A 25994-nucleotide genomic window follows, 5' to 3' on the forward strand; every position below is an offset into this window, starting at 1 on the left:
ACAGAGTAGGTCAATGCGGCTGGACTTTAAAATGATATAAATTGACAATCCCTGTTAGATTTTTGCACAGGGGAAGAGGATGAACGGACTGCCGCCACTGAGAGCGCTGCACTATTTTCACCAGGCAGCCTTACACAGCAGTTTTAGCGTGGCGGCTGAACATCTGCATGTTACGCACAGCGCCATCAGCCATCAGATTCGCCAGCTGGAGAGCTGGATGGGCAAACCACTTTTTGTCCGCAGCCATGGCCGCGTGAAACTGACCTCACACGGTGAACGTCTGCTGCTGAGCTGTCAGCAGGCGTTCAGTGAGTTGCGCAGCAGCTGCGAAAGCATTCGTACCGGGCTGCTTCAGCAGATTCGGGTCTCCTGCGCCCCCAGCTTTTTGTCGCAATGGCTGATTCCCCGTATCGCCAGCTTTTATCAACGCTATCCGGAGATTGAGGTTCACTTCCAGCCGCTGACGCAGATCTCGCAACTGCGCAGTGAACATGTGGATGTACTGATCCTCAGTCACGGCGAGCCACCTGAATCTGACATAGACGCCACGCTGGTCAGCGAGGATGAGATTGGGCCGCTCTGCGCACCTCACTTTGCCTCGCAGCTGCGGGTCGGCGAGGATCTGGCCGCGATGCCCCTGCTGCATGCGGATACCCGGCTGCACGCCTGGTCAGAGTGGGCGGCAAAGGCAGGGGTCAGCGGCCGCTTTAACGGCGGTAAGCATTTTGAGAGTCTGACACTGGGGATTCAGGCCGCACGAAGCGGTCTTGGCGTTCTGATGGCACCGCGTTTGCTGGTACGCAAAGAGCTGGAGGATGGCACGCTGCTTGCGCCGCTTGGCTTTGTACGCGTCGAGCGGGCCACATGGATGATGACAAAACAGAGCCGTCGGCACGATACAGAGATCAGCCTGTTTCGCGACTGGCTGCAGGATGCCGCAAAACCATAAAAAAAGCCGGTGAGGGTCACCGGCTTCAGACAGCTGACAAATTTACTGCTTTTTAACCCTGAAATCCCGCTCACAATCAGCGCTGACTGATTCAGACAGACGGCATCAGAGTCAATGCGATGGGAGCATACGCCTGGAGCAAAGCATCGTAGCTGCAACTTCAGGCCGGTGAAAACCACCGGCCTGTTGCCGTTATGCGGTCAGCAACTGGTTCATGCGGCGGATAAACTGGTTAGGATCGTCCAGCGTGCCGCGCTCGGCCAGCAAGGCCTGATCCAGCAGCAGCTCAATCCACTCACCGAAGCGTGCTTCATCCTGCGTATCCGCAACACGTTTCACCAGCGGATGATCCGGGTTGATTTCGAACAGGTACTTCACTTCCGGCACTTCCTGTCCGGCCGCGGCAAACAGCTTCGCCATCTGCGTGGTCATCTCGTTTGCGTCGGTGGTGACAATCGCCGGAGTATCGGTCAGGCGATGCGTCAGACGCACCTCTTTCACACGTTCGCCCAGCAGAGTTTTCACCCGCTCAACAAAAGGCTCCAGCGCTTTTTCCGCCTCTTTCTGCTCTTCGGTCTCTTCATCCGCCAGCTTGCTCAGCGATTCATCCGCTTTGCTGACTGACTGGAAGGTTTTACCATCGAACTCAGTGAGATAGCTCATCATCCATTCGTCGATGCGATCGGAGAGCAGCAGCACCTCAATGCCTTTTTTGCGGAACAGTTCCAGATGCGGGCTGCTCTTCGCGGCGGCATAGCTGTCAGCGGTGATGTAGTAAATCTTCTCCTGACCTTCCACCATGCGGCTGACGTAATCTTCCAGCGAAATGGTCTGTGCTGAACCTTCGCTCTGGGTAGTGGCGAAACGCAGCAGCTTAGCGATCGTCTCCTGGTTAGCGTGATCTTCCGCCGGGCCCTCTTTCAGCACCAGACCAAACTCATTCCAGAAGGTCTGGTATTTCTCGTTGTCATCTTTCGCCAGTTTTTCCAGCATCTGCAGGGTACGCTTCGTCAGCGCGGCGCGCAGACTCTGGGTCACGCGGCTATCCTGCAGGATCTCACGGGAGACGTTCAGCGGCAGATCGTTGGAGTCAATCAGGCCACGCACAAAGCGCAGATAGTTCGGCATAAACTGCTCAGCGTCATCCATGATAAAGACGCGCTGTACGTAGAGTTTCAGGCCATGTTTCTGATCGCGGTTCCACATATCAAATGGCGCACGCGCCGGAATGTAGAGCAGGCTGGTATATTCCTGCTTACCTTCCACCCGATTGTGGCTCCAGGCGACCGGATCGCTGTAATCGTGGGCGATATGCTTGTAGAACTCGTTGTACTCTTCGTCGCTGATCTCAGATTTGTTGCGGGTCCACAGCGCCTGGGCTTTGTTAATCTTCTCCCAGTGTGTCCCTTCGCCTTCTTCATCTTTGCTTTCGATCTCAACCGGCAGCGCGATGTGATCGGAATATTTGCTGATGATGTTGCGCACGCGCCATGCATCCAGGAACTCATCCTCGCCTTCGCGCAGATGCAGGGTGATCTCGGTACCGCGATCGGCTTTCTCAATCTCAGCCAGGGTATATTCGCCCTCGCCTGCGGATTCCCAGAACACGCCTTCTTCGGCTGACGCGCCCGCGGCACGGGTGCGCACCGTGACTTTATCCGCCACGATGAATGCAGAATAGAAACCGACACCGAACTGACCGATCAACTGGCTATCTTTCGCCTGATCGGAGCCCAGGGATTCAAGGAAGGATTTGGTGCCTGACTTGGCGATAGTCCCGAGGTTCTCAATGACCTCATCGCGACGCATACCGATACCGTTGTCGCTGAGCGTAATGGTACGGTTGTCCTTATCAACAGAGAGACGAACGTGCAGCTCGCCATCACCTTCATACAGGCTGGAATCTGACAGGGCACGGAAGCGCAGTTTGTCTGCCGCATCCGAGGCGTTGGAGATCAGCTCACGCAGGAAAATTTCTTTGTTTGAATAGAGAGAATGGATCATCAGGTGCAGAAGTTGTTTTACTTCCGACTGAAAGCCACGGGTCTCTTGTCCTTTCATGGTCATTGCTACCTCAACAAAACAGGTTGAACAAACGTTGAGGTTGATGTGGGGGTGACAGGGAGATTTTCAAGCCGGTGTCTGTCACAACACCGGCAAGTGATTAAAATTTAAACTTCTGGCGGCCCGCCAGTGAATGGGACAGCGTGGTGCCATCAACCATCTCCAGCTCACCGCCCACCGGCACGCCGTGCGCGATACGGCTGGCGTCGACGCCATACTGACCACAGAGTTCTGCGATGTAGTTCGCGGTCGCCTCGCCTTCCACCGTCGGGTTGGTGGCGAGGATCACTTCCTGCAGGGTTTCACTCTCCAGTCGCTGCTCCAGACGATCCAGGCCAATATCAGCCGGACCGATGCCGTCGAGCGGCGAGAGATGGCCCATCAGCACAAAGTAGCGACCGCCAAACTGGCCGGTTTGCTCAATGGCGTGAATATCCGCCGGGCTTTCCACCACGCAGATTTGACCATTCTGCTGACGCCGTGGATTGGCGCAGATGGTGCAAATTTCCTGCTCGGTGAATGTCCGGCAATCGGCGCAGTGTCCGATCTCCGACATCGCCCGGGTCAGCGCCTGCGCCAGTCGCATGCCACCGCTGCGATCGCGCTGCAGCAACTGGAACGCCATGCGCTGTGCCGACTTCGGCCCAACGCCAGGCAGACAGCGCAGCGACTCCATCAAAGATTCAAGCAGTGGACTGGTTTGCATCAGAACGGCATCTTAAAGCCTGGTGGCAGCTGCATGCCTGAAGAGACAGAAGCCATCTTCTCTTTCTGGGTTTCATCAATGCGACGTGCCGCATCGTTGAACGCGGCTGCAATCAGATCTTCCAGCATATCTTTGTCATCTTCCAGCAGGCTGGGATCGACTTCCACGCGACGGCAGTTGTGCGCGCCGTTAATGGTGACTTTTACCAGGCCAGCACCAGACTCACCGGTCACTTCAATCGCGGCAATCTCTTCCTGAACCTTGGCCATTTTGTCCTGCATCTGCTGGGCCTGTTTCATCAGGTTGCCCAATCCGCCTTTACCACCAAACATAGTTTTCTCTCTCAGCTGAGGCTACAACGCTATCATTAAGATAGCAGCAGCGTGTTCAAACAGGTCGGATACTCTCCTCATCCAGATCGGCATCAAAAAAGCGCTGCAGCGTCTGGATGTGGGTATCACAGGTGATCGACTGACGCGCCTGCGCCAGTTTCTCTTCGTAAATGGCCTGACGCCATTCAAGTGGCGTCAACACCGATGAATTATCGTCTTCAACTACCGAGAGTTCAACTCTCTGCCCGGCATGCTGACTCAGCGCATCGCTTAATACCTGCTGCGCCGACGGTGAATTAAGGTGACGCTGGCTGCTACGCAAATGCAGGCAGACCCCAGTTTCGGTGGTCTCTTTCCAGGCATTTAACGCCAGCTGCTGCACCAGTTTCGGCAGCGGCAGGATCGCAATCTCTGCGGCCCAGGGATCGCGCTGCTGCGCTTCTTCGGCCAGACGCGCCGCCAGCTCAGGGGTTTTCTCATGCTCCAGCGCAGAACGCAAGGCCTTTGGCGTCGCCACCGGCTCCGCCACTTCCACCGGCTGATTAACCGCTTTCCAGCGGTACGCTTCCTCTTTTACCGGGGCGGCAGGCTCGCGATCGCGGATACGCTGCTGACTGCGCTCGGTGACCGAGGCCAGCCGCTCCAGCGCGGAGTTGGCCGGCCGCGCACCTGGCGCTGCCGGCTCACGCTTTTTTGGCTTGTTCGCTCCCTGACGCAACAACTGAGTGCGCGCCTGCAGAAGCTGACTGGTGGAACTGGAAAGTGCGGTATCAGGTGTGGCATCTGGCGACGGCGAATGCTGCGGTGCAGCATCGGGCGCGGCCATCTGCGGCTGAGCGGCAACCTGCTGCTGCGTCTGCTCCGGCATCTGCTGTTGAGTCTGCTGCGCGACGGGCGACGCGGTGTGCGACGGCGGCGCAGCGGCAGGTGACGGTGAGGCTGGCTGTGCTGCCGGTTGCCGTGCTAACGGCGATGGCCCGGATGCTGCCGGTGACGTCTGCGCAGGGGCGACAGGCGCCGTCTGCTGAGTTAATGCGGGACGCGCAATGGGTTCAGCCACGGCAGCTTTAGGATGAAACGCCAGTGCACGCAGCAGCGTCATCTCCACACCCATGCGACGATCGGGCGCAATCGGCAGATCCTTGCGGCCCATCAACAGGGTCTGATAATAGAGTTGCAGATCGGCGGGCGGCACCACGCGCGCCAGTTCACGCAAGCGAAGGGCGTTACTCTCATCATCGTCGTTGAGCGAGGTCGGCAGCAGTTGCACCATCGCAATCTGGTGCAGCAGGCGCAGCATTTCTACCAGCAGCGCTTCCCATTCCACACCCCGTGACGCGGCCTGGCTCAACAGATTCATCACCTGCTGACCGTCACCGTCGACCAGCGCTTCCAGCAGCCCCAGCGGCTGTTCATCATCCAGCGTGCCGAGCATGACGCTGACCGTACTGCTGGTCACCGCGCCCTGCCCCATGGCAATGGCCTGGTCGGTAAGGCTCAGCGCATCGCGCATACTGCCATCGGCAGCCCGCGCCAGCAGCTGCAGCGCCCGGGTTTCACTCTCAATCTGTTCCTGCTTCAGAACATGCTCAAGCTGCTGACGGATTTGATCCACATCCAGCGCTTTGAGGTGGAACTGCAGGCAGCGCGAGAGAATGGTCACCGGCAGTTTCTGCGGATCGGTGGTCGCCAGCAGGAATTTAACGTGTGAAGGGGGCTCTTCCAGCGTCTTTAACAGCGCATTGAAGCTGTGACGCGACAGCATATGCACTTCATCGATCAGATAGACTTTGAAGCGGCCACGCGCCGGGGCGTACTGCACGTTGTCGAGCAGATCGCGGGTATCTTCAACTTTGGTACGCGATGCGGCGTCAATCTCAATCAGATCGACAAAGCGGCCCTGCTCAATTTCACGGCAGTTATCACACTGACCACAGGGGGTGGCAGTGATACCGGTTTCGCAGTTAAGGCCTTTGGCCAGCAGACGCGCAATAGTGGTTTTCCCTACTCCGCGGGTGCCGGAGAAGAGATAAGCATGATGGATGCGTCCCAGAGACAATCCATTCGCCAGCGCCGTCAGAACATGTTCCTGACCGACAACATCAGCAAAAGCCTGGGGACGCCATTTTCGCGCAAGTACCTGATAGCTCATGTGGAGTTCGACGAAGTTGGATGGAAAGATGAGCGCAGACGCTCTGCAACCCCTGTATAAGATTGCAGTAGTCTATCAGCTACGCTTTTGGCTGGCACTCGTTATCTTGACGCCGAAGGCGTGACGGCCTTGCCGGATGGCAAGGCCGAAAGAGTGGCTTAGTGGCCGGGGAATTTAACCAGGCTGTAGCTCTCAACGCCCATGGCATTAAGACGCGTTTCTCCGGTCAGATCGAACAGATTAATAATGAAAGCCGCGTCTTTAACTTCACCGCCTGCACGACGAATCAGTTTAACGGTCGCTTCAATCGTCCCGCCGGTCGCCAGCAGGTCGTCAACCACCAGCACCAGATCGCCTGGCTGGATGGCATCTTTGTGCAATTCCAGCTTATCGGTGCCGTACTCCAGCTCATAGGATTCGCTGTAGACTTCACGGGGCAGTTTGCCGGGCTTACGCACCGGAACAAAACCGACGCCGAGGCCTAACGCCACCGGTGCACCAAACAGGAAACCGCGCGCTTCCGTCCCCACCACCTTAGTGATGCCTTTATTACGGTAACGCTCAACCAGCAGCGCAATCGACGCGGCATAGGCTTTGGGATCTTCCAGCAGGCTGGTGACATCGCGGAACAGGATGCCTGGCTTAGGATAATCGGGAATGCTTTTAATGCTGTTTTTAATGAATTCAAGCTGCTGCGCAGTGTCGGTCATAATGATACGCCTGGTAAAAAATTCTGTTTCGCGCAGCTTCAAAAGCGCTAATACCTGATAACAGGCTCAGCGGAAGTCAATTCACAAAGGGAAGCCACGCACGAAGACGCCCAAATCTAAGCAAATGACCGGCTAAATGCAACTTTATCGCGGCGGCGGCGGTGCGTCCGCTGCTTCTGCCACCACCGGAATACGCCACATAAACAGCAGCAGCGCCGCCAGCATGATCAGCAGCATGATGCGTACCCAGAGCTGATGCACCAGGAAGAGTGAGAGACTAAAGGTGGCGACGATCAGGCAGATAGCGCGTACTTTAGCCCCTGGCGGCATCGCGCGATGCTGCTGCCAGTGGCGCAGATAGCGGCCAAATGGCGATTTCCACAGCAGCCAGTGATGAAAACGCGGCGATGAACGGGCAAAACACCAGGCAGCCAGCAGCATGAATGGCGTGGTAGGTAATAAAGGTAATACAATGCCCAGCGTCCCCAGCACAATCGCCAGCCAGCCGAGGGTTAATAACAGAATGCGTTGCATGAATGCCGCCCAACTCTTTCCTCATCAGCGTACGTTAGCACAATTGAGCGTGACGCGATGAGTGCGATCGCCATACAACAGCGTCTGCAACAGCTCCTTATCGCCCTGCGGCAGGAACTCGCCTGCCATTCCGATGGGGTTTGCCGTCTGCCACGTTTTGATACTCAGCTGTTTCGCACCAAAGGTACGCGGCTGGCTGATTACCTGCTGGAAGTGGAACAGAATTTTGCCCGGCTGTGCGACAGCAGCCACGATCTGGCCCGCAGTGCGTGGCTGGCTGAACGCCTGGTCGATCAGATTGCCGCCCTGCAACGTGAGGCGAGTACGCAACAGCTGCGTACCCGACGCGAACAGCCCATCAGGAACCCACGCGCCGCAAAATATCAGGAGTACCGTGAATTTGAGCGGCGTTTGCTGGCAATGATCGATCAGCGTGAGCAGAGACTGGCGCTGGCCGAAACGCTGGCGGTACAGCATCAGCTGAAACAGGATCTGGAAACGTTAGAGCAGCGACTGGCACGCTGTCGGCAGGCGATTCGCTCTGTCGAATGGGCCTCGTCGTTGCGCGGCAGCGAATAAAGCGCAGCGTGACAAAAGCGCTCCTATACTGGGTGTGATTCGGCGCGGAGAAAAACCATGGCTTTACTTGTGTGGCTGTTAAGCGGTTTACTGCTGGGGTTGCTGAAGCGCCTGCTGATGCCGGGACCACCGGGCGGCCTGGTTGCTACCCTGACGCTGTCGATGATCGGGGCACTGATTGGCGGCTATATCGCCACCTATTTTGACCTGGGCACCCTGGCAACGCTGCATATTGGCGCACTGGGCGTGGCGATTCTCGGTGCATTAGTGATGCTGCTGGTCGCGGCCCGACTACGTATTTAGGAGAAGAGATGTCACTGGAAAATGCCCCTGACGACGTCAAACTGGCAGTTGATCTGATTCAACTACTGGAAGAGCATCAACTGCCGGTAGAAACCGTGCTCTCAGCGCTGGCCATGGTGCAGCGCGATTTCGAAAACAAGCGTGATCGCCCATCGGCTTAGTGGTGGGCAGTCAGCGTCGGACTGAGGCGCAGCATATCGATAAAGGCATTGACCAGCGTCGGCGCGTCTCCGGCTAAATCAAAACTGTCCGGCGCAAACAGCCAGCTTTCCATCATACCGTTGACGTAACCGCGCAGGATAAGAGCGGCCTGACGCGTGCTGAGACTGCCAGGAAGCTGGCCGGCTTCGATACACTGGCGCAGGACATCTTCAATTTTGTCGTAGCATTCCAGCAGTAAGCTCTGCTGCATATTCTTCAGCGCCGACATTTCGCCCACAAATTCACATTTGTGGAAAATGATCTCCATCAAGGCGCGGCGCTGCGGATCCTTTGCTGTCGCGTCAAAGATATAGACCAGCATCGCTCGCAACACAGAGAGTGGATCGCCAGGGTATTTTGTCTGATACTCAAGTTCCACATCGTCCAGACCAGCATCACAACGAAGCCATATTTCATGTAATACATCGGCTTTATTTTTGAAGTGCCAGTAGATGGCCCCTCGCGTGACGCTGGCAGCGGTTGCAATATCCGCCAGAGAAGTGGCTGAAACGCCCTGCTGCGAAAACAGAACAATGGCGGCATCAAGAATTTGATGTCGCGTTTCAAGTGCTTGCGCTTTGGTTTTTCGTGCCATAAGGGGCTTTTTTTACAAACAGGTAAGTTTACATACATTTGCGAATGTATGTACCATAGCATGACCTGCGACTTGACACAGCAATGGGTTTTTCAGTTTGTGATCCATTGACCAATTGATATCGGACACTAGAGGTTTATTTATGAATAAAATCAGAGGATTATCGCCTCTGGCGGCCGTCCTGATGCTATCAGGCAGCTTTTTGTTAACAGGATGTGACAACAATAAATCCGAACAAGCCGCCCAGCAACCGCCAGCAGTGGGGGTTGTAACACTGAAAACTGAACCCCTGAAAATCTCGACTGAATTACCTGGCCGCACCTCGGCATATCGTGTCGCCGAAGTCCGCCCGCAGGTTTCCGGTATCATTCTGAAGCGTAACTTTGTTGAAGGCAGTGATGTCAAAGCGGGTCAGTCTCTTTATCAGATCGATCCAGCTACCTATCAGGCCGCCTATGACAGCGCCAAAGGTGATTTAACTCAGGCGCAGGCCAATGCACGCATCGCTCAGCTGACCGTCAAACGTTATAAGCCTTTACTCGGCACCAAATATATCAGTCAGCAGGATTACGACACCGCCGTTGCCACGGCCGCGCAAAACGATGCTGCGGTTCAGGTAGCAAAAGCCAATGTAGAAACGGCCCGCATTAACCTGGCTTATACCAAAGTCACCTCGCCTATCAGTGGCCGCATCGGCAAATCGTCAGTAACGGAAGGTGCGCTGGTACAAAACGCGCAAACCACCGCTCTGGCCACTGTGCAGCAACTTGACCCGATGTATGTCGACGTCACCCAGTCGAGCGAAGATTTCATGCGCTTACGTTCAGAACTGGAGTCGGGTCAGCTGAAGCAGAACGATGGCAAAGCCAACGTGACCCTGCTGATGCAGAACGGCAACAGCTATCCACAGACAGGTACGCTGGAGTTCTCTGACGTTACCGTTGATGAAACCACGGGTTCTATCACCCTGCGCGCCATTGTCCCGAACCCGAACCATGCGCTGTTACCGGGCATGTTTGTTCGCGCTCGTCTGGATGAAGGTACCAATCCTAATGCGTTGCTGGTTCCGCAACAGGCGGTAGCCCGCACCCCAACGGGTCAGGCAACGGTCATGGTGGTGGGTGCAGATAACAAAGTGGAAGCTCGTCAGGTCACCACCTCTCAGGCGATTGGCGACAAATGGTTAGTCACCGACGGTGTTAAAGCGGGTGAACGTGTGATCAGCACGGGTCTGCAGCGAGCCAAGCCGGGCGCACAGGTTACCCCACAAGAAGTCTCAGACGATGCGAAAGCGGCACCCGATTCAAAGCCGCAGTCTGACAAGTCATCGTCATAACAGGAGCCGTTGATTCATGGCTAAGTTCTTTATCGATCGGCCCATCTTTGCGTGGGTGCTCGCCATCATCATTATGCTGGTCGGTGCGCTATCGATTCTCAAACTTCCGATTGAGCAATATCCCAATGTTGCACCGCCGGCGATTGAGATTCAGGCCACCTACCCTGGTGCAGATGCTAAAACGCTGCAGGACTCGGTGACTCAGGTCATCGAACAAAATATGAACGGCATTGATGGACTGATGTATATGTCCTCAAGCAGCGACTCATCCGGTACGCTGACCCTGACGATCTCCTTTGAGTCAGGGACAGATGCCGATATCGCGCAGGTTCAGGTGCAGAACAAACTGCAGCTGGCGACGCCGCTGTTACCGCAGGAAGTACAGCAACAGGGGATTCAGGTTAAGAAATCTTCCAGTAGCTTCCTGATGGTAGCGGGCTTCATCAGCGACGATGACAATATGACGCAGAATGATATTTCTGACTTTATTTCATCGTCCATCAAAGATCCGATCAGCCGTACCAAAGGCGTGGGTGATACCCAGGTATTTGGTGCGCAGTACGCGATGCGTATCTGGATGGATCCGCACAAGCTGAACAACTACAACCTGACGCCGGTTGATGTTATCAGCGCGCTGAATACGCAGAACACCCAGGTTGCTGCCGGTCAGTTGGGCGGTACGCCTCCGGTTCCGGGACAGCAGCTTAACGCCTCTATCATTGCGCAAACCCGTCTCACCTCTACCGATGAATTCGGCAAAATCCTGCTGAAAGTGAATGAAGATGGTTCTCAGGTTCGTCTGCGTGATGTGGCAAGGATTGAACTTGGTGCGGAAAACTACGAGATCGTTGCCCGTTATAACGGCAAGCCTGCGTCCGGTATCGGTATCAAGCTGGCCACCGGTGCGAATGCGCTGGATACCGCCAATGCGGTGAAAGAAGAACTGGCCAAATTGCAGCCGACGTTCCCGGCCGGTTTGAAAGTGGTCTATCCGTATGACACCACGCCTTTCGTTAAGATCTCGATTTTCGAAGTGGTGAAAACGCTGATCGAAGCGATCGTGCTGGTGTTCCTGGTCATGTATCTGTTTCTGCAGAACTTCCGCGCCACGCTCATTCCTACCATCGCGGTCCCTGTGGTATTGCTGGGTACGTTTGCCGTTATCAGCGCTTTTGGCTATTCGATAAACACCCTGACGATGTTCGGGATGGTGCTGGCCATCGGCTTGCTGGTGGATGACGCCATCGTGGTGGTCGAGAACGTTGAGCGCGTAATGGCGGAAGAGGGATTACCGCCAAAAGAAGCGACTAAGCGTTCTATGGAGCAGATCCAGGGCGCACTGGTCGGTATCGCGCTGGTGCTGGCTGCCGTATTTATTCCGATGGCGTTCTTTGGTGGTTCGACCGGTGTTATCTACCGTCAGTTCTCCATCACTATCGTTTCGGCAATGGCGCTGTCGGTGCTGGTCGCCTTTATTCTGACGCCGGCACTCTGTGCCACCATGCTGAAACCGATTAAAAAAGGCGAGCACGGTAAAACCACCGGTTTCTTCGGCTGGTTCAACCGCATGTTCGACAAAAGCACCAACCACTATGTGGATGGTGTGGGTCACATGGTTCGCAGTACGGGTCGCTATATGGTGATCTATCTGGTGATCGTGGTCGGTATGGCGTTTCTGTTTGTGCGACTGCCCTCTTCATTCTTACCGGAAGAGGATCAGGGTCTGCTGCTGGCTCAGGCGCAGCTGCCTGCTGGTGCAACCCAGGAGCGTACGCAGAAAGTGCTGGACCAGGTGACGGATTACTTCCTGACCCAGGAGAAAGACACGGTTAAATCGGTGTTTACCGTTAACGGCTTCGGCTTTGCCGGTCGTGGACAGAACACCGGTATCGCCTTCGTCAGTCTCAAGCCGTGGGATGAGCGTACCGGCAGCGACATGAAAGTACCGGCGATTGCTGGCCGTGCCATGCAGGCGCTGGGCGCGATCAAAGATGCAATGGTCATTCCTTTCAACCTGCCAGCCATTATTGAACTGGGTAACGCGACCGGCTTCGACTTTGAGCTGATCGACCAGAATAACCTTGGCCACGATAAGCTGACGGAAGCGCGTAATCAGCTGTTCGGCATGATTGCGCAGCATCCTGATACGCTGGTTGGCGTCCGTCCTAACGGGATGGAAGATACCCCGCAGTACAAGCTGACGATCGATCAAGAGAAAGCACAGGCGCTGGGCGTATCACTCAGTGATATCAACACCACGCTGGCGGCTTCCTGGGGCGGTTCCTACGTCAATGACTTCATTGACCGCGGTCGCGTGAAGAAAGTTTACGTCATGGGTAAAGCGGATGCCCGCATGCTGCCGGACGACATTGGTAAATGGTACGTGCGCAACAGCAGCGGAACCATGGTGCCCTTCTCTGCCTTCTCGTCAGCGAAATGGCAATATGGTTCACCACGCCTTGAGCGTTACAACGGTCTGCCTGCGATGGAAATCCTGGGACAGGCTGCGCCAGGCAAAAGTTCGGGTGCGGCAATGGACCTGATGGAAGAGCTGGCGGCGAAACTGCCTGCCGGTATCGGCTATGACTGGACCGGTATGTCCTATCAGGAACGCTTGTCAGGTAACCAGGCCCCTGCGCTCTATGCCATCTCGCTGATTGTGGTCTTCCTGTGTCTCGCCGCACTGTACGAGAGCTGGTCGATTCCATTCTCGGTTATGCTGGTTGTCCCGCTCGGGGTCATTGGTGCACTGATCTTTACCACCCTGCGTGGCCTGAGTAATGACGTCTACTTCGTAGTGGGGTTACTGACAACCATCGGCCTCTCCACCAAGAACGCCATCCTTATCGTCGAATTTGCTAAAGATTTGATGGATAAAGAGGGTAAAGGGCTGATTGAAGCTGCGCTGGAAGCGTGCCGTATGCGTCTGCGTCCTATCCTGATGACGTCACTGGCGTTTATTCTCGGGGTACTGCCGCTGGCGATCAGTACCGGGGCCGGTTCCGGTTCGCAAAACGCCGTAGGTACCGGTGTTATCGGTGGTATGGTCACCGCGACCATACTGGCGATCTTCTTCGTTCCTGTCTTCTTTGTGGTGGTACGCCGCCGCTTTGGCAAGAAAAAAGAAGAATCAGCGAACAGTCATCCGGTTGAGCATAACCAGACTCACTAAGCTGTAAATCATCTGAGGCCGCGCAAGCGGCCTTTTTTTATGCCTGCGATTCTGCCCTTCTCATTTCCTGTTCCCTTGCTTTTCCTGTCTCACGGACAGTTGCAATCCTGGCCTGTGCATCGCATAATATTGTTATAGTATAACATTACATAGGTGTGCATTATGAAAGCGAATATTCATCCTCACTATCGTCACGTGGTCTTCCATGACACATCGGCTGATGTCTGGTTCAAAATTGGATCAACCATCAAAACCGATCGCACCGTGGAGTTCGAAGGCGAAACGCTGCCTTACGTCACCCTGGATGTGTCGTCTGCCTCACATGTGTTCTACACCGGCAAACAGAAAGATTTTGCCAAAGAGGGCAGCACCGCACGCTTTAACCAGCGTTTCGGGCGCTTTCTTGGAAAGAAATAGAGGAGAGGATCATGCAGGTATTAAGCTCGCTGCGTTCAGCAAAAAATCGCCATCGGGATTGTAAAGTGGTCCGCCGCAAAGGCCGTATTTACGTTATCTGTAAATCGAACCCGCGGTTTAAAGCAGTACAGGGAAGAAAGAAAAAACGCTAGTTTGTGTCGTGATGACTGGCCGGGCTTGCCCGGCCTTTTTTATGCTTAGTGCATGCTCTTCAGCATCGCATTCACGTTGTGTTTAAAAGCCGCCTGATAGGTGGCTGCCGGGCCAGAGGCCGTGGATAACGCTTCCGGATAGAGCTCACCACCCGGCTCTGCCCCGGTGGCGCTGGCAATCTGTTTTACCAGACGCGGATCGGTCTGGTTCTCGATGAAATAGCGGTTGATGTGCTGCTGCTTCAGTTGGGTGATTAAATTACCTACGTTGCTGGCACTCGCTTCCGCCTCAGTAGAGAACCCTACCGGCGCCAGGAAAGTCACGCCATATCGCTGTCCAAAGTAACCAAACGCATCATGACTGGTCAGCACTTTACGCTTATCGGCTGGCACAGCGTCAAAGGCGGTTTTTGCCCAGCGATCCAGCGCCTGCAGTTGCTGAATGTAATTCTGTCCACGCTGACGAATGGCCGGAGCATCTTCAGGATCGGCTTTGACCAGCGCATTCATCACGTTGGTCGCGTAGATAACGCCGTTCTGCATGCTGTTCCAGGCGTGAGGATCGGTAACGGTTTTACCCTCCTCCTCCATGCTGCGGGTGGTGACACCGGTTGAGGCGACAACCGGCTGACCGCGATACCCTGAGGCGCTGACCAGCCGATCCATCCACCCTTCCAGTCCCAGTCCGCTGACAAACACCAGATCGGCCTTCGCCAGCGCCTGACTGTCCTGCGGTGTCGGTTCAAAAGTATGAGGATCGCCATTCGGCCCCACCAGGCTTTTAACCTTTACATGATCGCCGCCGACCTGCTTAACGATGTCAGCCAGCACAGTAAAGCTGGCCACGACATCCACCGTTTTGGCCATCGCCAGAGGCGTGGCAAACAGCGCAGCGAAGGCCAGGCTAACCGGTAATTTTTTCATAGATACCCCTTAAGATTAATGGCGGCGTAAAATTCCGCCGCACGGCCCTGTAAGAATGGAGAAAAAAAACAGCATGGCGGCGCTCAGCACTACAGCGGGACCCGCCGGCAATGAGAAGTGCCAGGAGAGCATCAGCCCGGCCAGCGACGAAATCATTGCCATGAAAATGGCGATAACCAGCATCGCGGCGAGATGGCGACTCCAGAAGCGGGCGCTGGCGGCGGGCAACATCATTAAACCCACCGACATCAGGGTGCCCAGCACCTGAAAACCCGCCACCAGATTCAGCACCACCAGCATTAAAAACAGACCATGCACCAGCGGCGCGCTCCATTTTCCCTGCGCACGCAGGAAGTCGCCGTCAAACGCATCGATGACCAGCGGACGATAGATCACCGCCAGCAGAATCAGCGTAAAGGCAGCGATGCCGCCCACCAGCAACAGCGCTGCGTTGTCTACCGCCAGCAGTGAGCCAAACAGAACGTGCAGCAGATCCACACTTGAGCCGCGTAATGAAACCAGCGTGACGCCCAGCGCCAGTGAACCCAGATAGAACCCGGCAAAACTGGCATCCTCTTTCAGCGGCGTGTAGCGACTGACCGCGCCAGAGAGCAGCGCCACGGCTAAACCAGCGATCAGGCCGCCAACACCCATCGCGACCAGTGACAATCCGGAGATCAGATAGCCAATGGCGGCACCGGGCAGCACCGCGTGTGATAAGGCATCGCCAATCAGGCTCATACGTCGCAGGGAGAGGAATACCCCGAGCGGCGTGGCGCTGACGGCCAGCGCCAGACAGGCCACCAGCGCGCGTCGCATAAAACCAAACTCAATAAAGGGTTGAATGAGAGTCACGGCGCACGACTCCGCAGAGAGGAAGCAGGCAGGCAGGTGCAGTTAACCTCACGTTCATCCATCGACATCACGTTACTGAAGTAGCGCGCCACCAGCGGACGATCGTGCAGCACCACCAGCAGGGTTGTTCCAGCCTGCTGTTGCTGCTCAAGGATCGACATCAGTAGCGTCACCGTCTGGCTGTCAATGCCGTTAAAAGGCTCATCCAGAAGCCAGAGCTGGCTGCGCTGCAGCATCAGCCGCGCAAACAATACCCGCTGCAGTTGTCCGCCGGATAACGTCGCGGGCTGCGCATCCGCATAATCACTCATCTGAACCGCTTCCAGCGCCTGCCAGATCTCCCGACGCAGTATCCGGTTAATGCCGCCGAACCAGCCGCAGCGTGGCCAGCAGCCAATAGAGACCAGTTCAAATACCGTCAGGGGAAAGCGGGTCTCAAGTTCGGTGCGCTGCGGCAACCAGCCGATATCCCGGCGTGCAACATGCAGCTCGCAGCGCCCGGCTATCGGTGGCAGTAAGCCAGCAATGGTTTTTAACAGGGTTGATTTGCCGCTACCGTTCGCGCCGACCAGCGCGGTCATCGAGCCGGCTTCGAGCTGGCCGGTAATCACCGGGGTCACAACCTGTCCCTGGTAGCCCGCGCGAAGCGCGTTAAACAGGATCATGCGCTGATCCCCCATTTTATTGCCACAGCAAGCAGCGTGATAAATAGCAGTGCTACTCCCAGCCGCCCGCCCAGTGACATAAGTAGTCCACTCTGACGCATTACTTCACCACAATGTTATAACATAACAGTAAAGATACCTGATGTTGCTCTCTGTTGAATGTGGGATTGTGTATCAAAAGATAAATACCAGCTGCACACACTGGCAGACCCGCACTGGCGATAAGGCCTGCGGCTGCGTCTGGCAAATCTCATAAACTGAGAGTTTTGTGCTCAACTGACTTGCAAACCAGTTGCAGAAAACCAATGATAGGTTTATTAACGGTTATAAGTGGAACAGATATGCTGTCACGCATTGAATGTGATATTGCCGCGGGTGAATCGGACTGCGCAAAAATAGCAGAGATTGTTCAGCGGAATATTCTCAAAATAACCGATTTGCTGGTAGGGGATTTACGCTGGTACTCACAAAATGCCCGGTTAGTTCCAGGCAGTTTAAAAATCATTTCGGTTGAATACCAGGATCTGAATAGTTTTAAATTACTTTACGATTTTGACTGGAATTTATTTAGTCCCTGCCTGGATCTAAATGAAACCGTGACGCAGTCAGAACAGGTAAACTTTCACATTAAGCCCAGTGCACTTGAGTTTGATGTGATCGACAATGAGCAACCCTCCCCTGGCGATGAATTGTAATATTTAGTAATGGAGGTGAGCAGAACTAATGGTTTTACACTATCTTTAAGGTATCCCGTTTAATAACTGCCCGAATAATCGCTTCCTGGCCGCGTGATCTTCTCTCGCCGCCCTGCGGCAACTGTGCTAGCTATGGAGGGGAAAAAGATGGACGAATACTCACCGAAACGGCATGATATTGCCCAGCTTAAATACCTTTGTGAGAGTCTGTTTGACGACAGCATGGCAACATTAACCGACAGTCATCATGGCTGGGTTAATGATCCCACTTCTGAAAGCAATCTACAGCTTAACGATTTGATTGAGCATATCGCCTCTTTCACCATGAATTACAAAATTAAGCACGTTGAAGATGAAGCGCTGATTTCGCAAATCGATGAATATCTTGATGATACTTTTATGCTATTCAGCAATTATGGTGTCAATAGTCCGGATCTTCAGCGGTGGCAACGTTCAGCAAAACGCTTATTTAATCTGTTCACTGAAGAGTGCGCTTTTCTCCAGCAACCGAGCCATTCATTATAGTAAAGACATGAGAACGGTTTATTTATGAACAAAACCCTGACTAAAACCGATTATTTGATGCGACTGCGGCGCTGCCGCTCTCTTGATACCCTGGAAAGGGTGATTGAAAAAAATAAGTATGAATTACCGGAAGATGAATTAGCGGTATTTTACTCAGCAGCTGACCATCGCCTGGCGGAACTGACGATGAACAAGCTCTACGATAAAGTCCCGGGTTCAGTATGGAAATTTGTCCGTTAATCTGATCGCTTACGGCTCAGTTTTACCCCAATAAAGTACCGGATAATCCTGCCTGCCGGCAAAGGATCGGCCCAGGCGGGTTTTGCCTGTCTGCAGCTTAGGGGGAGAATATCGAAGGGGAAAAAGTGGTGGGGGCCCTGCCAGCTACATCCCGGCACACGCGTCACCTGCTACGGCTGCTTCCTTCCGGATCTGACCGAGTTCACAAGCTAGCATTGCGGGAGAACCAACAGGGCCCCCATTGACAAGCCCTCTTTACGAGAGCGGGGGCATTATCTGGGAAGGAGGTGGCAATTGCAAGCGTAGTCGGGACAACCGTTGTTTTCTTGAACAACCACCGCTTTTACGCTTTCTCCGCCTTTTCCCCGTGCTAAAGTTAAAACCCTTTTTCCTGATGAAATAAGTACATGAATCAGCCAGACACTTTCCAGCAACGCATCTGGCAAATTGTTGCCGCTATTCCGGCTGGCCGCGTCACCACCTATGGCGATGTGGCGCTACTGGCCGGTTCTCCGCGCGCGGCGCGTCAGGTCGGTGGCGTGCTGAGCCGCTTACCCGAGGGCACTACCCTTCCCTGGCATCGCGTCGTAAACCGACACGGCACAATTTCTCTTCAGGGTGACCGTCTGTTGCGGCAGCGGGATGCACTGGAGGCGGAAGGCATAGAGGTGAGTGACGACGGACAGCTCGATCTCGAGACTTATCGCTGGCGAGTTTAGACAGGGAAAAAAGGGCGACTATGTCGCCCCGAAAAGAGTTTACAGACGGGTTGGAGCAGGAACCGCAGCAGACGGCGTCACCTGAGTCGGTGAGGTCGAAGGAACGGTGGTCGCTGCGCCCGGCTGGGTTGGCATCGCCATAGACGGTACCGGTACCAGCAGCAGCTCTGCTTTGGTGCCACCCTGGTTAATCACCGGCTTCACGCCTTCAGTGATAAAGGCCAGCTTACCGTCGATTGAGATGGCTGCGCTTAACAGAATGCGTGCATCAGGCTTGATGTCGGCTGGGTTAAACGGCAGCACGAACTGGAACGGTGCCTGTTTGCCTTCGGTTCGCACCACGCGCTGCGACAGCACTTTTGATGGTGCATCGGCGACGGACGCATCAGAGAGCGTCACGGTTAATACCGCATCCGGCGGCAGCGCAATGCGCTGGCGGATAAAGACTGAACCACTTACGTTAGGCTGCGCAATCGCCGCCGTCTGTCCTGCAACTGCAGAACCCAGAGTTGGCGTTGGCACGGGTTTACTCTTGTCGGCGCATCCTACAACAGCAACCGCCATAACTACTCCACTGAACACATGCCTGAGTTTCATTGATGTCGTCTCCATTTGATCAAAATGATTGTCGGCAGCGAATCCTGCTTACAGCGCTTCACTCGCCGTATGTCCTTAATGTTGGCACAAAAATGAAATTTTGCCTGGCACCGACAATGTAGAAAGTCTGATTGACGTCAACTGGTCCGATCTTTCACACTGAGGAGGTCACTATATTGAGGAATGCGCCATGAGTCAGGCACTGCAAAATCTGCTGAATTTATTAAATCTGGAAAAACTGGAAGAGGGTTTATATCGCGGCCAGAGCGAAGATATTGGCCTTCGTCAGGTGTTTGGCGGTCAGGTGGTGGGTCAGGCGCTGTATGCCGCAAAGCAAACCGTGGCGGAAGATCGCATTATTCACTCTTTTCACAGCTATTTTTTGCGGCCCGGCGATAGTCAGAAAGCGATTATTTATGATGTTGAAACGTTGCGTGATGGCAAAAGTTTCAGTGCCCGGCGGGTCAGTGCCATTCAGAATGGGCAGCCGATTTTTTATATGACCGCCTCGTTCCAGTCACCGGAAAGCGGCTTTGAACATCAGAATCCGATGCCACAGGTGGCGGGGCCAGAGAATCTGTTAACTGAACAGGCGATGGCGCAGAAAATGGCGCATCTGCTGCCAGAAAAGCTACGTGAAAAATTCATTGCTGAGCGTCCGCTGGAGATCCGCCCGGTACAGATTCACAATCCTCTTCGGGGCCATGTGGATAAGCCGGAGCGCCAGGTCTGGATCCGTGCCACCGGCCCACTGCCCGACGACTTACGTATCCATCAGTATCTGCTCGGCTATGCTTCCGATCTCAATTTCCTGCCGGTCGCGCTCCAGCCGCACGGCAAAGGCTTTTTAGAGCCGGACATGCAGGTCGCCACTATCGACCACTCAATGTGGTTCCACCGCCCGTTCGACTTCAGTGAATGGCTGCTCTATAGCGTAGTCAGTACTTCGGCGTCAGGCGCACGGGGTTTTGTCCGGGGCGAGTTCTACAATCAGCAGGGTGTGCTGGTGGCCTCAACGGTTCAGGAAGGGGTCATGCGTCAGCGCAGCGAATAAAAAAAGGGGCGATTACTCGCCCCCGATTGATCTTTTCACTGCCCATCCATTACTGGTTGTAAGCATTCTCGCCGTGGCTGTTTACATCCAGACCTTCACGCTCATGCTCTTCCGGAACGCGCAGACCGACAATCAAATCAGCCAGCTTGAAGCCGATGAAGGCGACAACGCCCGACCAGACGATAGTCAGGCCCACGCTGAAGAGCTGTACCCAAACCTGATGGCCCATGGTGACACCCTCTGCGTAGCCTACGCCGCCCAGTGAAGAGGAGGCAAACACGCCAGTCAGGATACAGCCGACAATGCCGCACACGCCATGCACGCCGAACACATCGCAGGGATCATCCACGCGCAGCCATTTTTTCAGGGTGGTCACGCCCCACAGTCCCGCCAGTCCGCCGACCAGGCCGATGATTAATGCACCGCCGACGCCGACGTAACCACAGGCAGGCGTAATCGCTACTAATCCGGCAATAAAGCCTGAACAGGCACCCAGCAGCGAAGGCTTACCACGTACCGCCCACTCGCCAAAGGTCCATGACAACACGGCGCCCGCTGTTGCGACAACGGTGTTCAGGAAGGCCAGCGCCGCGATTTCGTTTGCTGCAGAAGCAGAACCGGCGTTGAAACCGAACCAGCCGACATACAGAATGGCGGTGCCGGTGAATACCATTGGCAGGTTGTGTGGTTTGAAGGCCTCTTTACCAAAGCCGGCACGTTTGCCCACCAGATAAGCGCCCACCAGACCGGCGACAGCGGCGTTAATATGCACCACGGTGCCGCCAGCAAAGTCCAGCGCGCCATCCTGTGCCAGGAAACCGCCAGCCCACACCATGTGCGCGATAGGCAGGTAAGCCAGGGTCAGCCAGACGCCGACAAAAATCAGTACGGCAGAGAAACGGATGCGTTCTGCGATAGCACCGACAATCAGGCCCACCGTGATACAGGCAAACGAGGCCTGGAACGCGACGTGAATATATTGATAGAAGCTGCCCATGACGGCGGTCAGCTGAATGTTTTTCAGCATCACCCAGTTAAAGCTGCCAAAGAATGCGTTGCCTTCACTGAACGCCAGTGAATAGCCGTAAACCATCCACAATACGCAGACCAGTGAGAAGGTGACGGCAACCTGGGTCAGCATCGACAGCACGTTTTTACCGCGAATCAAACCACCGTAAAACAGCGCGATACCTGGAATTGACATAAACAGCACCAGCGCGGTGCAAATCATCATAAATGCGTTATCAGCCTTGTCCGCAACGGCAGGCGCAGCCATCGCGAGTGAGGGTAACAGTGCCAGGCTGGTGAGGCCCAACTTAGCGAAAATTTTATTCATTTTTATTCCATCCCATCACAGTACTGAGTCTTTATTACAGAGCGGCTTCGTCGGTCTCGCCGGTACGAATACGGATGACGCGCTGCAGTTCAGCCACGAAAATTTTACCGTCGCCAATTTTGCCGGTGTAAGCCGCTTTACTGATGACATCCACCACTTCGTCTAACTGATCGTCGGCAATAGCGATATCAATTTTGACCTTAGGCAGGAAGTTCACGCTGTACTCTGCGCCACGATAAAGCTCTGCATGGCCCTTCTGACGGCCAAAACCTTTCACTTCGGAGACGGTCAGTCCCTGAATGCCGATAGAGGATAAAGCTTCACGTACATCCTCCAGCTTGAATGGCTTAATTACGACGGTAACCAGCTTCATTGGATCCCCTCCAGCGAGTAAATAGGTAACGTTTACGGACACGCAGGGATATAAGCAAAGCCTGTGCCAGAGTGTGAAAATGACGGTAATACGTTGTTCAGGCGAGACGCGACAAGGGATGCTTTAAAGAGGATGGGAAACAGAAAGGCCGTACAGGGGAAATTGCAGCGGAGGGCTGCACTCCTTTGGTGCTTCAGGCGTCAAAGGAGTGCATTTATACAGATTAATCTGATAAAGGTGCGCAAAAAAGGTGCAACTCAGCCTTCAGTTGTTACAGCGACGCCCGATACCAGATCTTCACCTGCCTGCTGCAGCTGATACATCTGCCAGTAACGTCCCTGCATCGCCAGCAGTTGCTGATGCGTACCCTGCTCAACCACACGACCACGATGCAGCACCAGAATCTTGTCTGCTTCAATAATCGTTGAGAGGCGGTGAGCAATCACCACCAGCGTGCTGTGCTGGCGCAGCGTCTCAAGCGTCTGCTGAATGGCCTGCTCGGTGCCGGAATCAATATTGGCCGTCGCTTCGTCGAGGATCAGTATCTGCGGCAGATCAACCAGCACCCGGGCCAGTGCCAGCAGCTGCTTCTGCCCGACCGACAGATTATTGCCCTGCTCACCCAGCCGGGTATGAATTCCCTCCGGCAACGCATGCGCCAGCGGAGCCAGCTGCACCTGTTCCAGCACCGTCCAGACGGCCTCTTCGCTGATGTCACGTCCCAGCCGCACATTCGCCAGCAGCGTATCGGCCAGCACCACCGGATCCTGCTGCACCATCGCAATACCGCGCCGCAGCACGGCATGGCTCAGGTTGCTGATGGGTCGATCATCAATGCGGATCTCGCCACGCGTTACCGGGTAGTAACCCATTAACAGGTTCGCCAGCGTGCTTTTACCGCTGCCGGTATGTCCCACCAGCGCCACAAACTCGCGTGGGGCAACCTCAAGATTGATATCACTGAGCACATCGCGGTTTTCACGGTAGGCAAAGCTCAGATTGTTCAGGGTGATACGACCTGAAGCCAGCGGTTGCTGATCGGCACCATACTGCTGCTGTGCGGCATCCATCAGTTCGAAAATACGCTCACCTGAAACTACCGCCTGCTGCAGCATCGATTGCTGAGTGGTCAGCTCAATCAGCGGCTCATTCAGACGCCCCAGATAGGTAATAAAGGCATAGAGTACCCCCACTTCAAACACGCCAGGCATCGAGAAACTAAACAGGATCAGCAGCCCACACAACACCATCGCTGAAAACAGGCTCAACAGCGGACGCAGCAGAAAACCATCCAGACGCAGCGTTTCCATTCGCGCCAGATAGTGAGAGCGGCTCGCTTCGCCCATTCGCTCACCAAATCGCGCCTGCTGACGAAACTGCTGGATCACGCTCATACCGCTGATGACTTCGTTAAAGCCATTATTGATGTCTGCCAGATAGCTGCGAACCCGACGGGCAATGGGCGTGCTGTAACGCTGATAGATGAACATCACTACCAGTACCAGCGGAAAGATCATCATCGCCACCAGCGCCATGCGCCAGTCAAGGCTAAACATCGCCACCATCATGGCGCCGACCAGTGCGGCACTGCGCAACACGGTTGAAACCACCGTGACGTAGAGATCGCGGATCACTTCGGTGTCGTTAGTCACGCGTGAAATAATCTGCCCGACCGGCTGGGTATCAAAGGCACTCAGCGGCTGACAGAGTGCGGCATTCATCACGTCACTGCGTAACCGCTGTACCACACCGATAGCGGCTCGGTTAAACAACAGCGCCTGCCAGTAGTGCAGCCCGGCGGCCAGCAGCTGAAGCAGGATAAAACTGACCACCAGTCCTGCGACCACTCCCCAGGGCATCTGATGTTTCGCCACCAGGTTGTCGATAAAATAGCTGACCAGAACCGGTCCGGTCACTTCCGCCGCGGCAGCGATCCACAGCATCCCTACCGCCAGCGACAGGGATTTGCGCCACGGCTTACCGTAGCTCAGCAGACGCTTCAGGGTAGGCCACAAGCGTGCAGACTTAGCCATGCGGCACTCCTTTCTCATTTTCATCATCATCCAGCGCCGCTTCCAGTTGCTGGTAACGGTACATGTCCCGATACCAGCCAGCACTGCCGGTCAGGGCGTCGTGGTCGCCCCGCTGCGCCACTCTGCCCTGCTGCAGGACCAGGATTTCACTGGCTTCCGTCAGCGCCGATAAGCGGTGCGCGCTGATAATCAGCGTGCGTCCCTGCCCCCAGATGCGCAGGTTATGCAGGATTTCGTGTTCGGTACGGCCATCGACCGCGGAAAGCGCGTCGTCCAGAATCAGGATTTCCGCATTCAGCAGCAGCGCCCGGGCAATCGAAAGACGCTGCTTCTGCCCACCCGACAGCATCACACCGCGCTCCCCGACTTCCGTTTCATAGCCCTGCGGCAAACGCAGGATATCGTCATGAACGCAGGCCAGCGTGGCGGCATGCTCAATCTCCTGCTGGGTTGCGCCCGGTTTCCCCAGCGCAATATTGTTCGCCACGCTGTCTGAGAACAGGAACGGTGTCTGGCTGACCACGGCCAGACGGCTGCGCCAGCTGTCCAGCCGCAATTGCGGCAGCGGGATCTGATGATAACGGATGTCGCCCTGCTGAATATCAAAGTGGCGCTGAATCAGGCTAAGCAGCGTACTTTTGCCACTGCCGGTTGGTCCGCACAGCCCCAGCATCTCGCCGGGTTTCAGCTGGAAGCTGACATCGCTTAAGACCGGACCCACGCTGGCCGGATAGTTAAAGGCACGAATCGCGACCTGCAGCGTGCCCGGTTCAGATGGCAGTGACTTATCGCCATCTTCCACCGCTGGTGCTTCCGCCAGCAGCGCGCCGATACGGCTCCAGGCGGCGCTGCCGCGTTCAACAATATTAAACATCCACGCCAGCGCCAGCATCGGCCAGATCATCAGGCCGAGATACATCACAAAGCTGGTGAGCTGCCCCAGCGTCATCTCTCCATGCCAGACCAGCCAGCTGCCGCCACCAATCGCCAGCAGGTTTGAGAAGCCGATAGCGATATAGATAGTGGGATCGAAACGGGCATCGACCCGCGCCACGCGCAGGTTTTTTTCACCGGTATCGCGGGCGATATCGGAAAATTGCTGCGACTGATGCTGTTCAAGGCCAAAGGATTTAATCATCCGGATGCTGGTCAGGCTCTCCTGCGTCTGATCGTTGAGACTGGAGAAGGCGGCCTGTGCCAGCTTAAAGCGATGGTGCAGTTGATTACCGTAGCGATGGATCACGATGGCCATAATGGGCATCGGCACCAGCGCAAGCAGCGTCAGCTGCCAGCTGATCTGCGTGCTCATTACCAGCAGCACCACGCAGCCCATGACCAGCGAGTCGACCAGCGTCAGTACTCCTTCCCCGGCAGCAAACACCACCCGATCCACGTCGTTGGTGGCGCGCGCAATCAAGTCGCCGGTGCGGTGACGCAGATAAAATGCCGGTTGCTGACGACTCAGCTGGCGATAGAAATCTTCGCGCAGCTCAACCGCCAGCTGGTAGGAGGCACCAAACAGCAGCACGCGCCAGACATAGCGCAGCAGATAGACCACCACCGCCGTTGCCAGCATGATCCCAATCCACATCATGATGCGGCTGGTGCTCATGTTGTCACGCGTCACGCCATCGACAATCACCCCGACCACATGCGGTGGCAGCAGCTGCAGAATAGCAATAACAATCAGCAGGAGGACCGCGCCCAGATAGCGCCGCCACTCCCGCAGAAAATACCAACTTAATTGACTGAATAATCGCACAACGCTGCTCTCAA

The 25994-nt window shown here is 55.3% G+C and carries 28 protein-coding genes, 1 other RNA gene and 1 other annotated feature; of the genes, 13 read left to right on the forward strand and 16 right to left on the reverse strand.

All coding sequences use genetic code 11. The features are described from left to right. The first annotated feature begins 79 nt into the window (after positions 1-79). Positions 80-949 (forward strand): LysR substrate-binding domain-containing protein, encoded by an 870-nt coding sequence (locus OK412_RS13180; RefSeq protein WP_115758672.1) that lies wholly within the window; start codon positions 80-82, stop codon positions 947-949. 192 nt (positions 950-1141) lie between these two features. Here OK412_RS13180 and htpG read toward each other — a convergent pair whose 3' ends face one another. The 6 genes from htpG to OK412_RS13210 form a co-directional block, all read right to left on the reverse strand. Further along, on the reverse strand, positions 1142-3016 hold the full coding sequence (gene htpG, locus OK412_RS13185; RefSeq protein ID WP_029519428.1) for a molecular chaperone HtpG: 1875 nt from the start codon (positions 3014-3016) through the stop codon (positions 1142-1144). A 97-nt stretch (positions 3017-3113) separates the two neighbouring features. Next, positions 3114-3719: a recombination mediator RecR gene (gene recR, locus OK412_RS13190; protein WP_003850420.1), complete on the reverse strand. Its 606-nt coding sequence runs from the start codon at positions 3717-3719 to the stop codon at positions 3114-3116. Next, positions 3719-4051, reverse strand: a complete 333-nt coding sequence (locus tag OK412_RS13195) for a YbaB/EbfC family nucleoid-associated protein (protein ID WP_003850423.1) — start codon at positions 4049-4051, stop codon at positions 3719-3721. Before OK412_RS13195 ends, recR begins: the two co-directional genes overlap by 1 nt. 55 nt (positions 4052-4106) lie before the next feature. Continuing rightward, the gene (gene dnaX, locus OK412_RS13200) at positions 4107-6203 is read right to left on the reverse strand and encodes a DNA polymerase III subunit gamma/tau (RefSeq protein WP_010671222.1); all 2097 of its coding nucleotides are present in this window, start codon (positions 6201-6203) and stop codon (positions 4107-4109) included. Continuing rightward, positions 4704-4765: a sequence feature (DnaX frameshifting element), on the reverse strand. Its footprint overlaps the gene before it by 62 nt. Before the next feature lie 158 nt (positions 6204-6361). Next, positions 6362-6913, reverse strand: coding sequence for an adenine phosphoribosyltransferase (apt, locus tag OK412_RS13205; protein WP_010671221.1), 552 nt, complete (start codon positions 6911-6913; stop codon positions 6362-6364). Between the two features lie 144 nt (positions 6914-7057). After that, positions 7058-7447, reverse strand: coding sequence for a DUF454 family protein (locus OK412_RS13210; RefSeq protein ID WP_010255914.1), 390 nt, complete (start codon positions 7445-7447; stop codon positions 7058-7060). 57 nt (positions 7448-7504) lie between these two features. Here OK412_RS13210 and priC point away from each other — a divergent pair, with 57 nt between their 5' ends. Genes priC through rsmS form a run of 3 tightly spaced genes read left to right on the forward strand, consistent with a single transcriptional unit; the run spans position 7505 to position 8490 of the window. Then, the gene (gene priC, locus OK412_RS13215; protein WP_010671220.1) at positions 7505-8026 is read left to right on the forward strand and encodes a primosomal replication protein PriC; all 522 of its coding nucleotides are present in this window, start codon (positions 7505-7507) and stop codon (positions 8024-8026) included. A gap of 57 nt (positions 8027-8083) precedes the next feature. After that, entirely contained in the window at positions 8084-8329 is a 246-nt protein-coding gene (locus OK412_RS13220) for a membrane protein (RefSeq protein WP_033766644.1), read from the forward strand. An 8-nt stretch (positions 8330-8337) separates the two neighbouring features. Then, positions 8338-8490 (forward strand): pleiotropic regulatory protein RsmS, encoded by a 153-nt coding sequence (gene rsmS / locus OK412_RS13225; protein WP_010255907.1) that lies wholly within the window; start codon positions 8338-8340, stop codon positions 8488-8490. Here the strand turns inward: rsmS and acrR are convergent. Continuing rightward, positions 8487-9125 carry a multidrug efflux transporter transcriptional repressor AcrR gene (gene acrR / locus OK412_RS13230; protein WP_010255906.1) on the reverse strand — a complete coding sequence of 213 codons (639 nt, stop codon included), beginning with the start codon at positions 9123-9125 and terminating at the stop codon, positions 8487-8489. The two genes, rsmS and acrR, sit on opposite strands and share 4 nt — an antisense overlap. Positions 9126-9267: 142 nt before the next feature. Here acrR and OK412_RS13235 point away from each other — a divergent pair, with 142 nt between their 5' ends. The 4 genes from OK412_RS13235 (at position 9268) to ykgO (ending at position 14202) form a co-directional block, all read left to right on the forward strand. Continuing rightward, entirely contained in the window at positions 9268-10461 is a 1194-nt protein-coding gene (locus OK412_RS13235) for an efflux RND transporter periplasmic adaptor subunit (RefSeq protein ID WP_010255904.1), read from the forward strand. A gap of 16 nt (positions 10462-10477) precedes the next feature. Further along, positions 10478-13633, forward strand: a complete 3156-nt coding sequence (locus tag OK412_RS13240; RefSeq protein ID WP_010255902.1) for a multidrug efflux RND transporter permease subunit AcrB — start codon at positions 10478-10480, stop codon at positions 13631-13633. A 162-nt stretch (positions 13634-13795) separates the two neighbouring features. Continuing rightward, positions 13796-14050 carry a type B 50S ribosomal protein L31 gene (locus OK412_RS13245; RefSeq protein ID WP_010671219.1) on the forward strand — a complete coding sequence of 85 codons (255 nt, stop codon included), beginning with the start codon at positions 13796-13798 and terminating at the stop codon, positions 14048-14050. Positions 14051-14061: 11 nt separating this feature from the next. Beyond that, on the forward strand, positions 14062-14202 hold the full coding sequence (ykgO, locus tag OK412_RS13250; RefSeq protein ID WP_010255896.1) for a type B 50S ribosomal protein L36: 141 nt from the start codon (positions 14062-14064) through the stop codon (positions 14200-14202). A gap of 45 nt (positions 14203-14247) precedes the next feature. Here the strand turns inward: ykgO and OK412_RS13255 are convergent, their stop codons facing one another. From OK412_RS13255 to OK412_RS13265, 3 genes are read right to left on the reverse strand one after another with little or no spacing between them, the layout of a single operon-like run. Then, positions 14248-15126, reverse strand: coding sequence for a metal ABC transporter substrate-binding protein (locus OK412_RS13255; RefSeq protein ID WP_010671218.1), 879 nt, complete (start codon positions 15124-15126; stop codon positions 14248-14250). 15 nt (positions 15127-15141) lie between these two features. Beyond that, a complete protein-coding gene (locus OK412_RS13260) occupies positions 15142-15981 on the reverse strand; it encodes a metal ABC transporter permease (protein ID WP_010671217.1) in 840 nt (279 codons plus the stop codon). Next, positions 15978-16646 carry a metal ABC transporter ATP-binding protein gene (locus tag OK412_RS13265; protein ID WP_264353238.1) on the reverse strand — a complete coding sequence of 223 codons (669 nt, stop codon included), beginning with the start codon at positions 16644-16646 and terminating at the stop codon, positions 15978-15980. Before OK412_RS13265 ends, OK412_RS13260 begins: the two co-directional genes overlap by 4 nt. A gap of 341 nt (positions 16647-16987) precedes the next feature. On the opposite strand from OK412_RS13265, the gene OK412_RS13270 reads away from it, so the two are divergent. From OK412_RS13270 to OK412_RS13280, 3 genes are all read left to right on the forward strand, one after another. Next, positions 16988-17341, forward strand: coding sequence for a hypothetical protein (locus OK412_RS13270; protein WP_264353239.1), 354 nt, complete (start codon positions 16988-16990; stop codon positions 17339-17341). A gap of 147 nt (positions 17342-17488) precedes the next feature. Continuing rightward, complete coding sequence (tomB, locus tag OK412_RS13275) at positions 17489-17866, forward strand: Hha toxicity modulator TomB (protein ID WP_003850455.1); 378 nt, start codon at positions 17489-17491, stop codon at positions 17864-17866. 24 nt (positions 17867-17890) lie between these two features. Then, the gene (locus OK412_RS13280; RefSeq protein ID WP_003850458.1) at positions 17891-18106 is read left to right on the forward strand and encodes an HHA domain-containing protein; all 216 of its coding nucleotides are present in this window, start codon (positions 17891-17893) and stop codon (positions 18104-18106) included. Between the two features lie 135 nt (positions 18107-18241). On the opposite strand, the gene ffs is transcribed toward OK412_RS13280, so the two are convergent. Then, positions 18242-18338: signal recognition particle sRNA small type (gene ffs / locus OK412_RS13285), an RNA gene on the reverse strand. A gap of 175 nt (positions 18339-18513) precedes the next feature. Between ffs and OK412_RS13290 the strand changes: the two genes are divergently transcribed. Further along, the gene (locus OK412_RS13290; RefSeq protein WP_033756781.1) at positions 18514-18825 is read left to right on the forward strand and encodes an MGMT family protein; all 312 of its coding nucleotides are present in this window, start codon (positions 18514-18516) and stop codon (positions 18823-18825) included. A 39-nt stretch (positions 18826-18864) separates the two neighbouring features. Here OK412_RS13290 and OK412_RS13295 read toward each other — a convergent pair whose 3' ends face one another. Further along, entirely contained in the window at positions 18865-19422 is a 558-nt protein-coding gene (locus OK412_RS13295; RefSeq protein ID WP_010255881.1) for a YbaY family lipoprotein, read from the reverse strand. Positions 19423-19612: 190 nt separating this feature from the next. Between OK412_RS13295 and tesB the strand changes: the two genes are divergently transcribed. Next, positions 19613-20476: an acyl-CoA thioesterase II gene (tesB, locus tag OK412_RS13300; protein ID WP_010255880.1), complete on the forward strand. Its 864-nt coding sequence runs from the start codon at positions 19613-19615 to the stop codon at positions 20474-20476. Between the two features lie 49 nt (positions 20477-20525). On the opposite strand, the gene amtB is transcribed toward tesB, so the two are convergent. From amtB to OK412_RS13320, 4 genes are all read right to left on the reverse strand, one after another. After that, positions 20526-21812 carry an ammonium transporter AmtB gene (amtB, locus tag OK412_RS13305; RefSeq protein WP_010255877.1) on the reverse strand — a complete coding sequence of 429 codons (1287 nt, stop codon included), beginning with the start codon at positions 21810-21812 and terminating at the stop codon, positions 20526-20528. Between the two features lie 34 nt (positions 21813-21846). Further along, positions 21847-22185 carry a P-II family nitrogen regulator gene (gene glnK, locus OK412_RS13310; RefSeq protein WP_003850469.1) on the reverse strand — a complete coding sequence of 113 codons (339 nt, stop codon included), beginning with the start codon at positions 22183-22185 and terminating at the stop codon, positions 21847-21849. Positions 22186-22442: 257 nt separating this feature from the next. Next, a complete protein-coding gene (locus tag OK412_RS13315; RefSeq protein WP_010255871.1) occupies positions 22443-24218 on the reverse strand; it encodes a SmdB family multidrug efflux ABC transporter permease/ATP-binding protein in 1776 nt (591 codons plus the stop codon). After that, positions 24211-25980 carry a SmdA family multidrug ABC transporter permease/ATP-binding protein gene (locus tag OK412_RS13320; protein ID WP_010255867.1) on the reverse strand — a complete coding sequence of 590 codons (1770 nt, stop codon included), beginning with the start codon at positions 25978-25980 and terminating at the stop codon, positions 24211-24213. The genes OK412_RS13315 and OK412_RS13320 overlap by 8 nt, the downstream gene beginning before the upstream one ends. Between the last annotated feature and the right edge of the window lie 14 nt (positions 25981-25994).

It is taken from the genome of Pantoea sp. JV6 (genome assembly GCF_025910055.1).
GTDB lineage: Bacteria > Pseudomonadota > Gammaproteobacteria > Enterobacterales > Enterobacteriaceae > Pantoea > Pantoea agglomerans.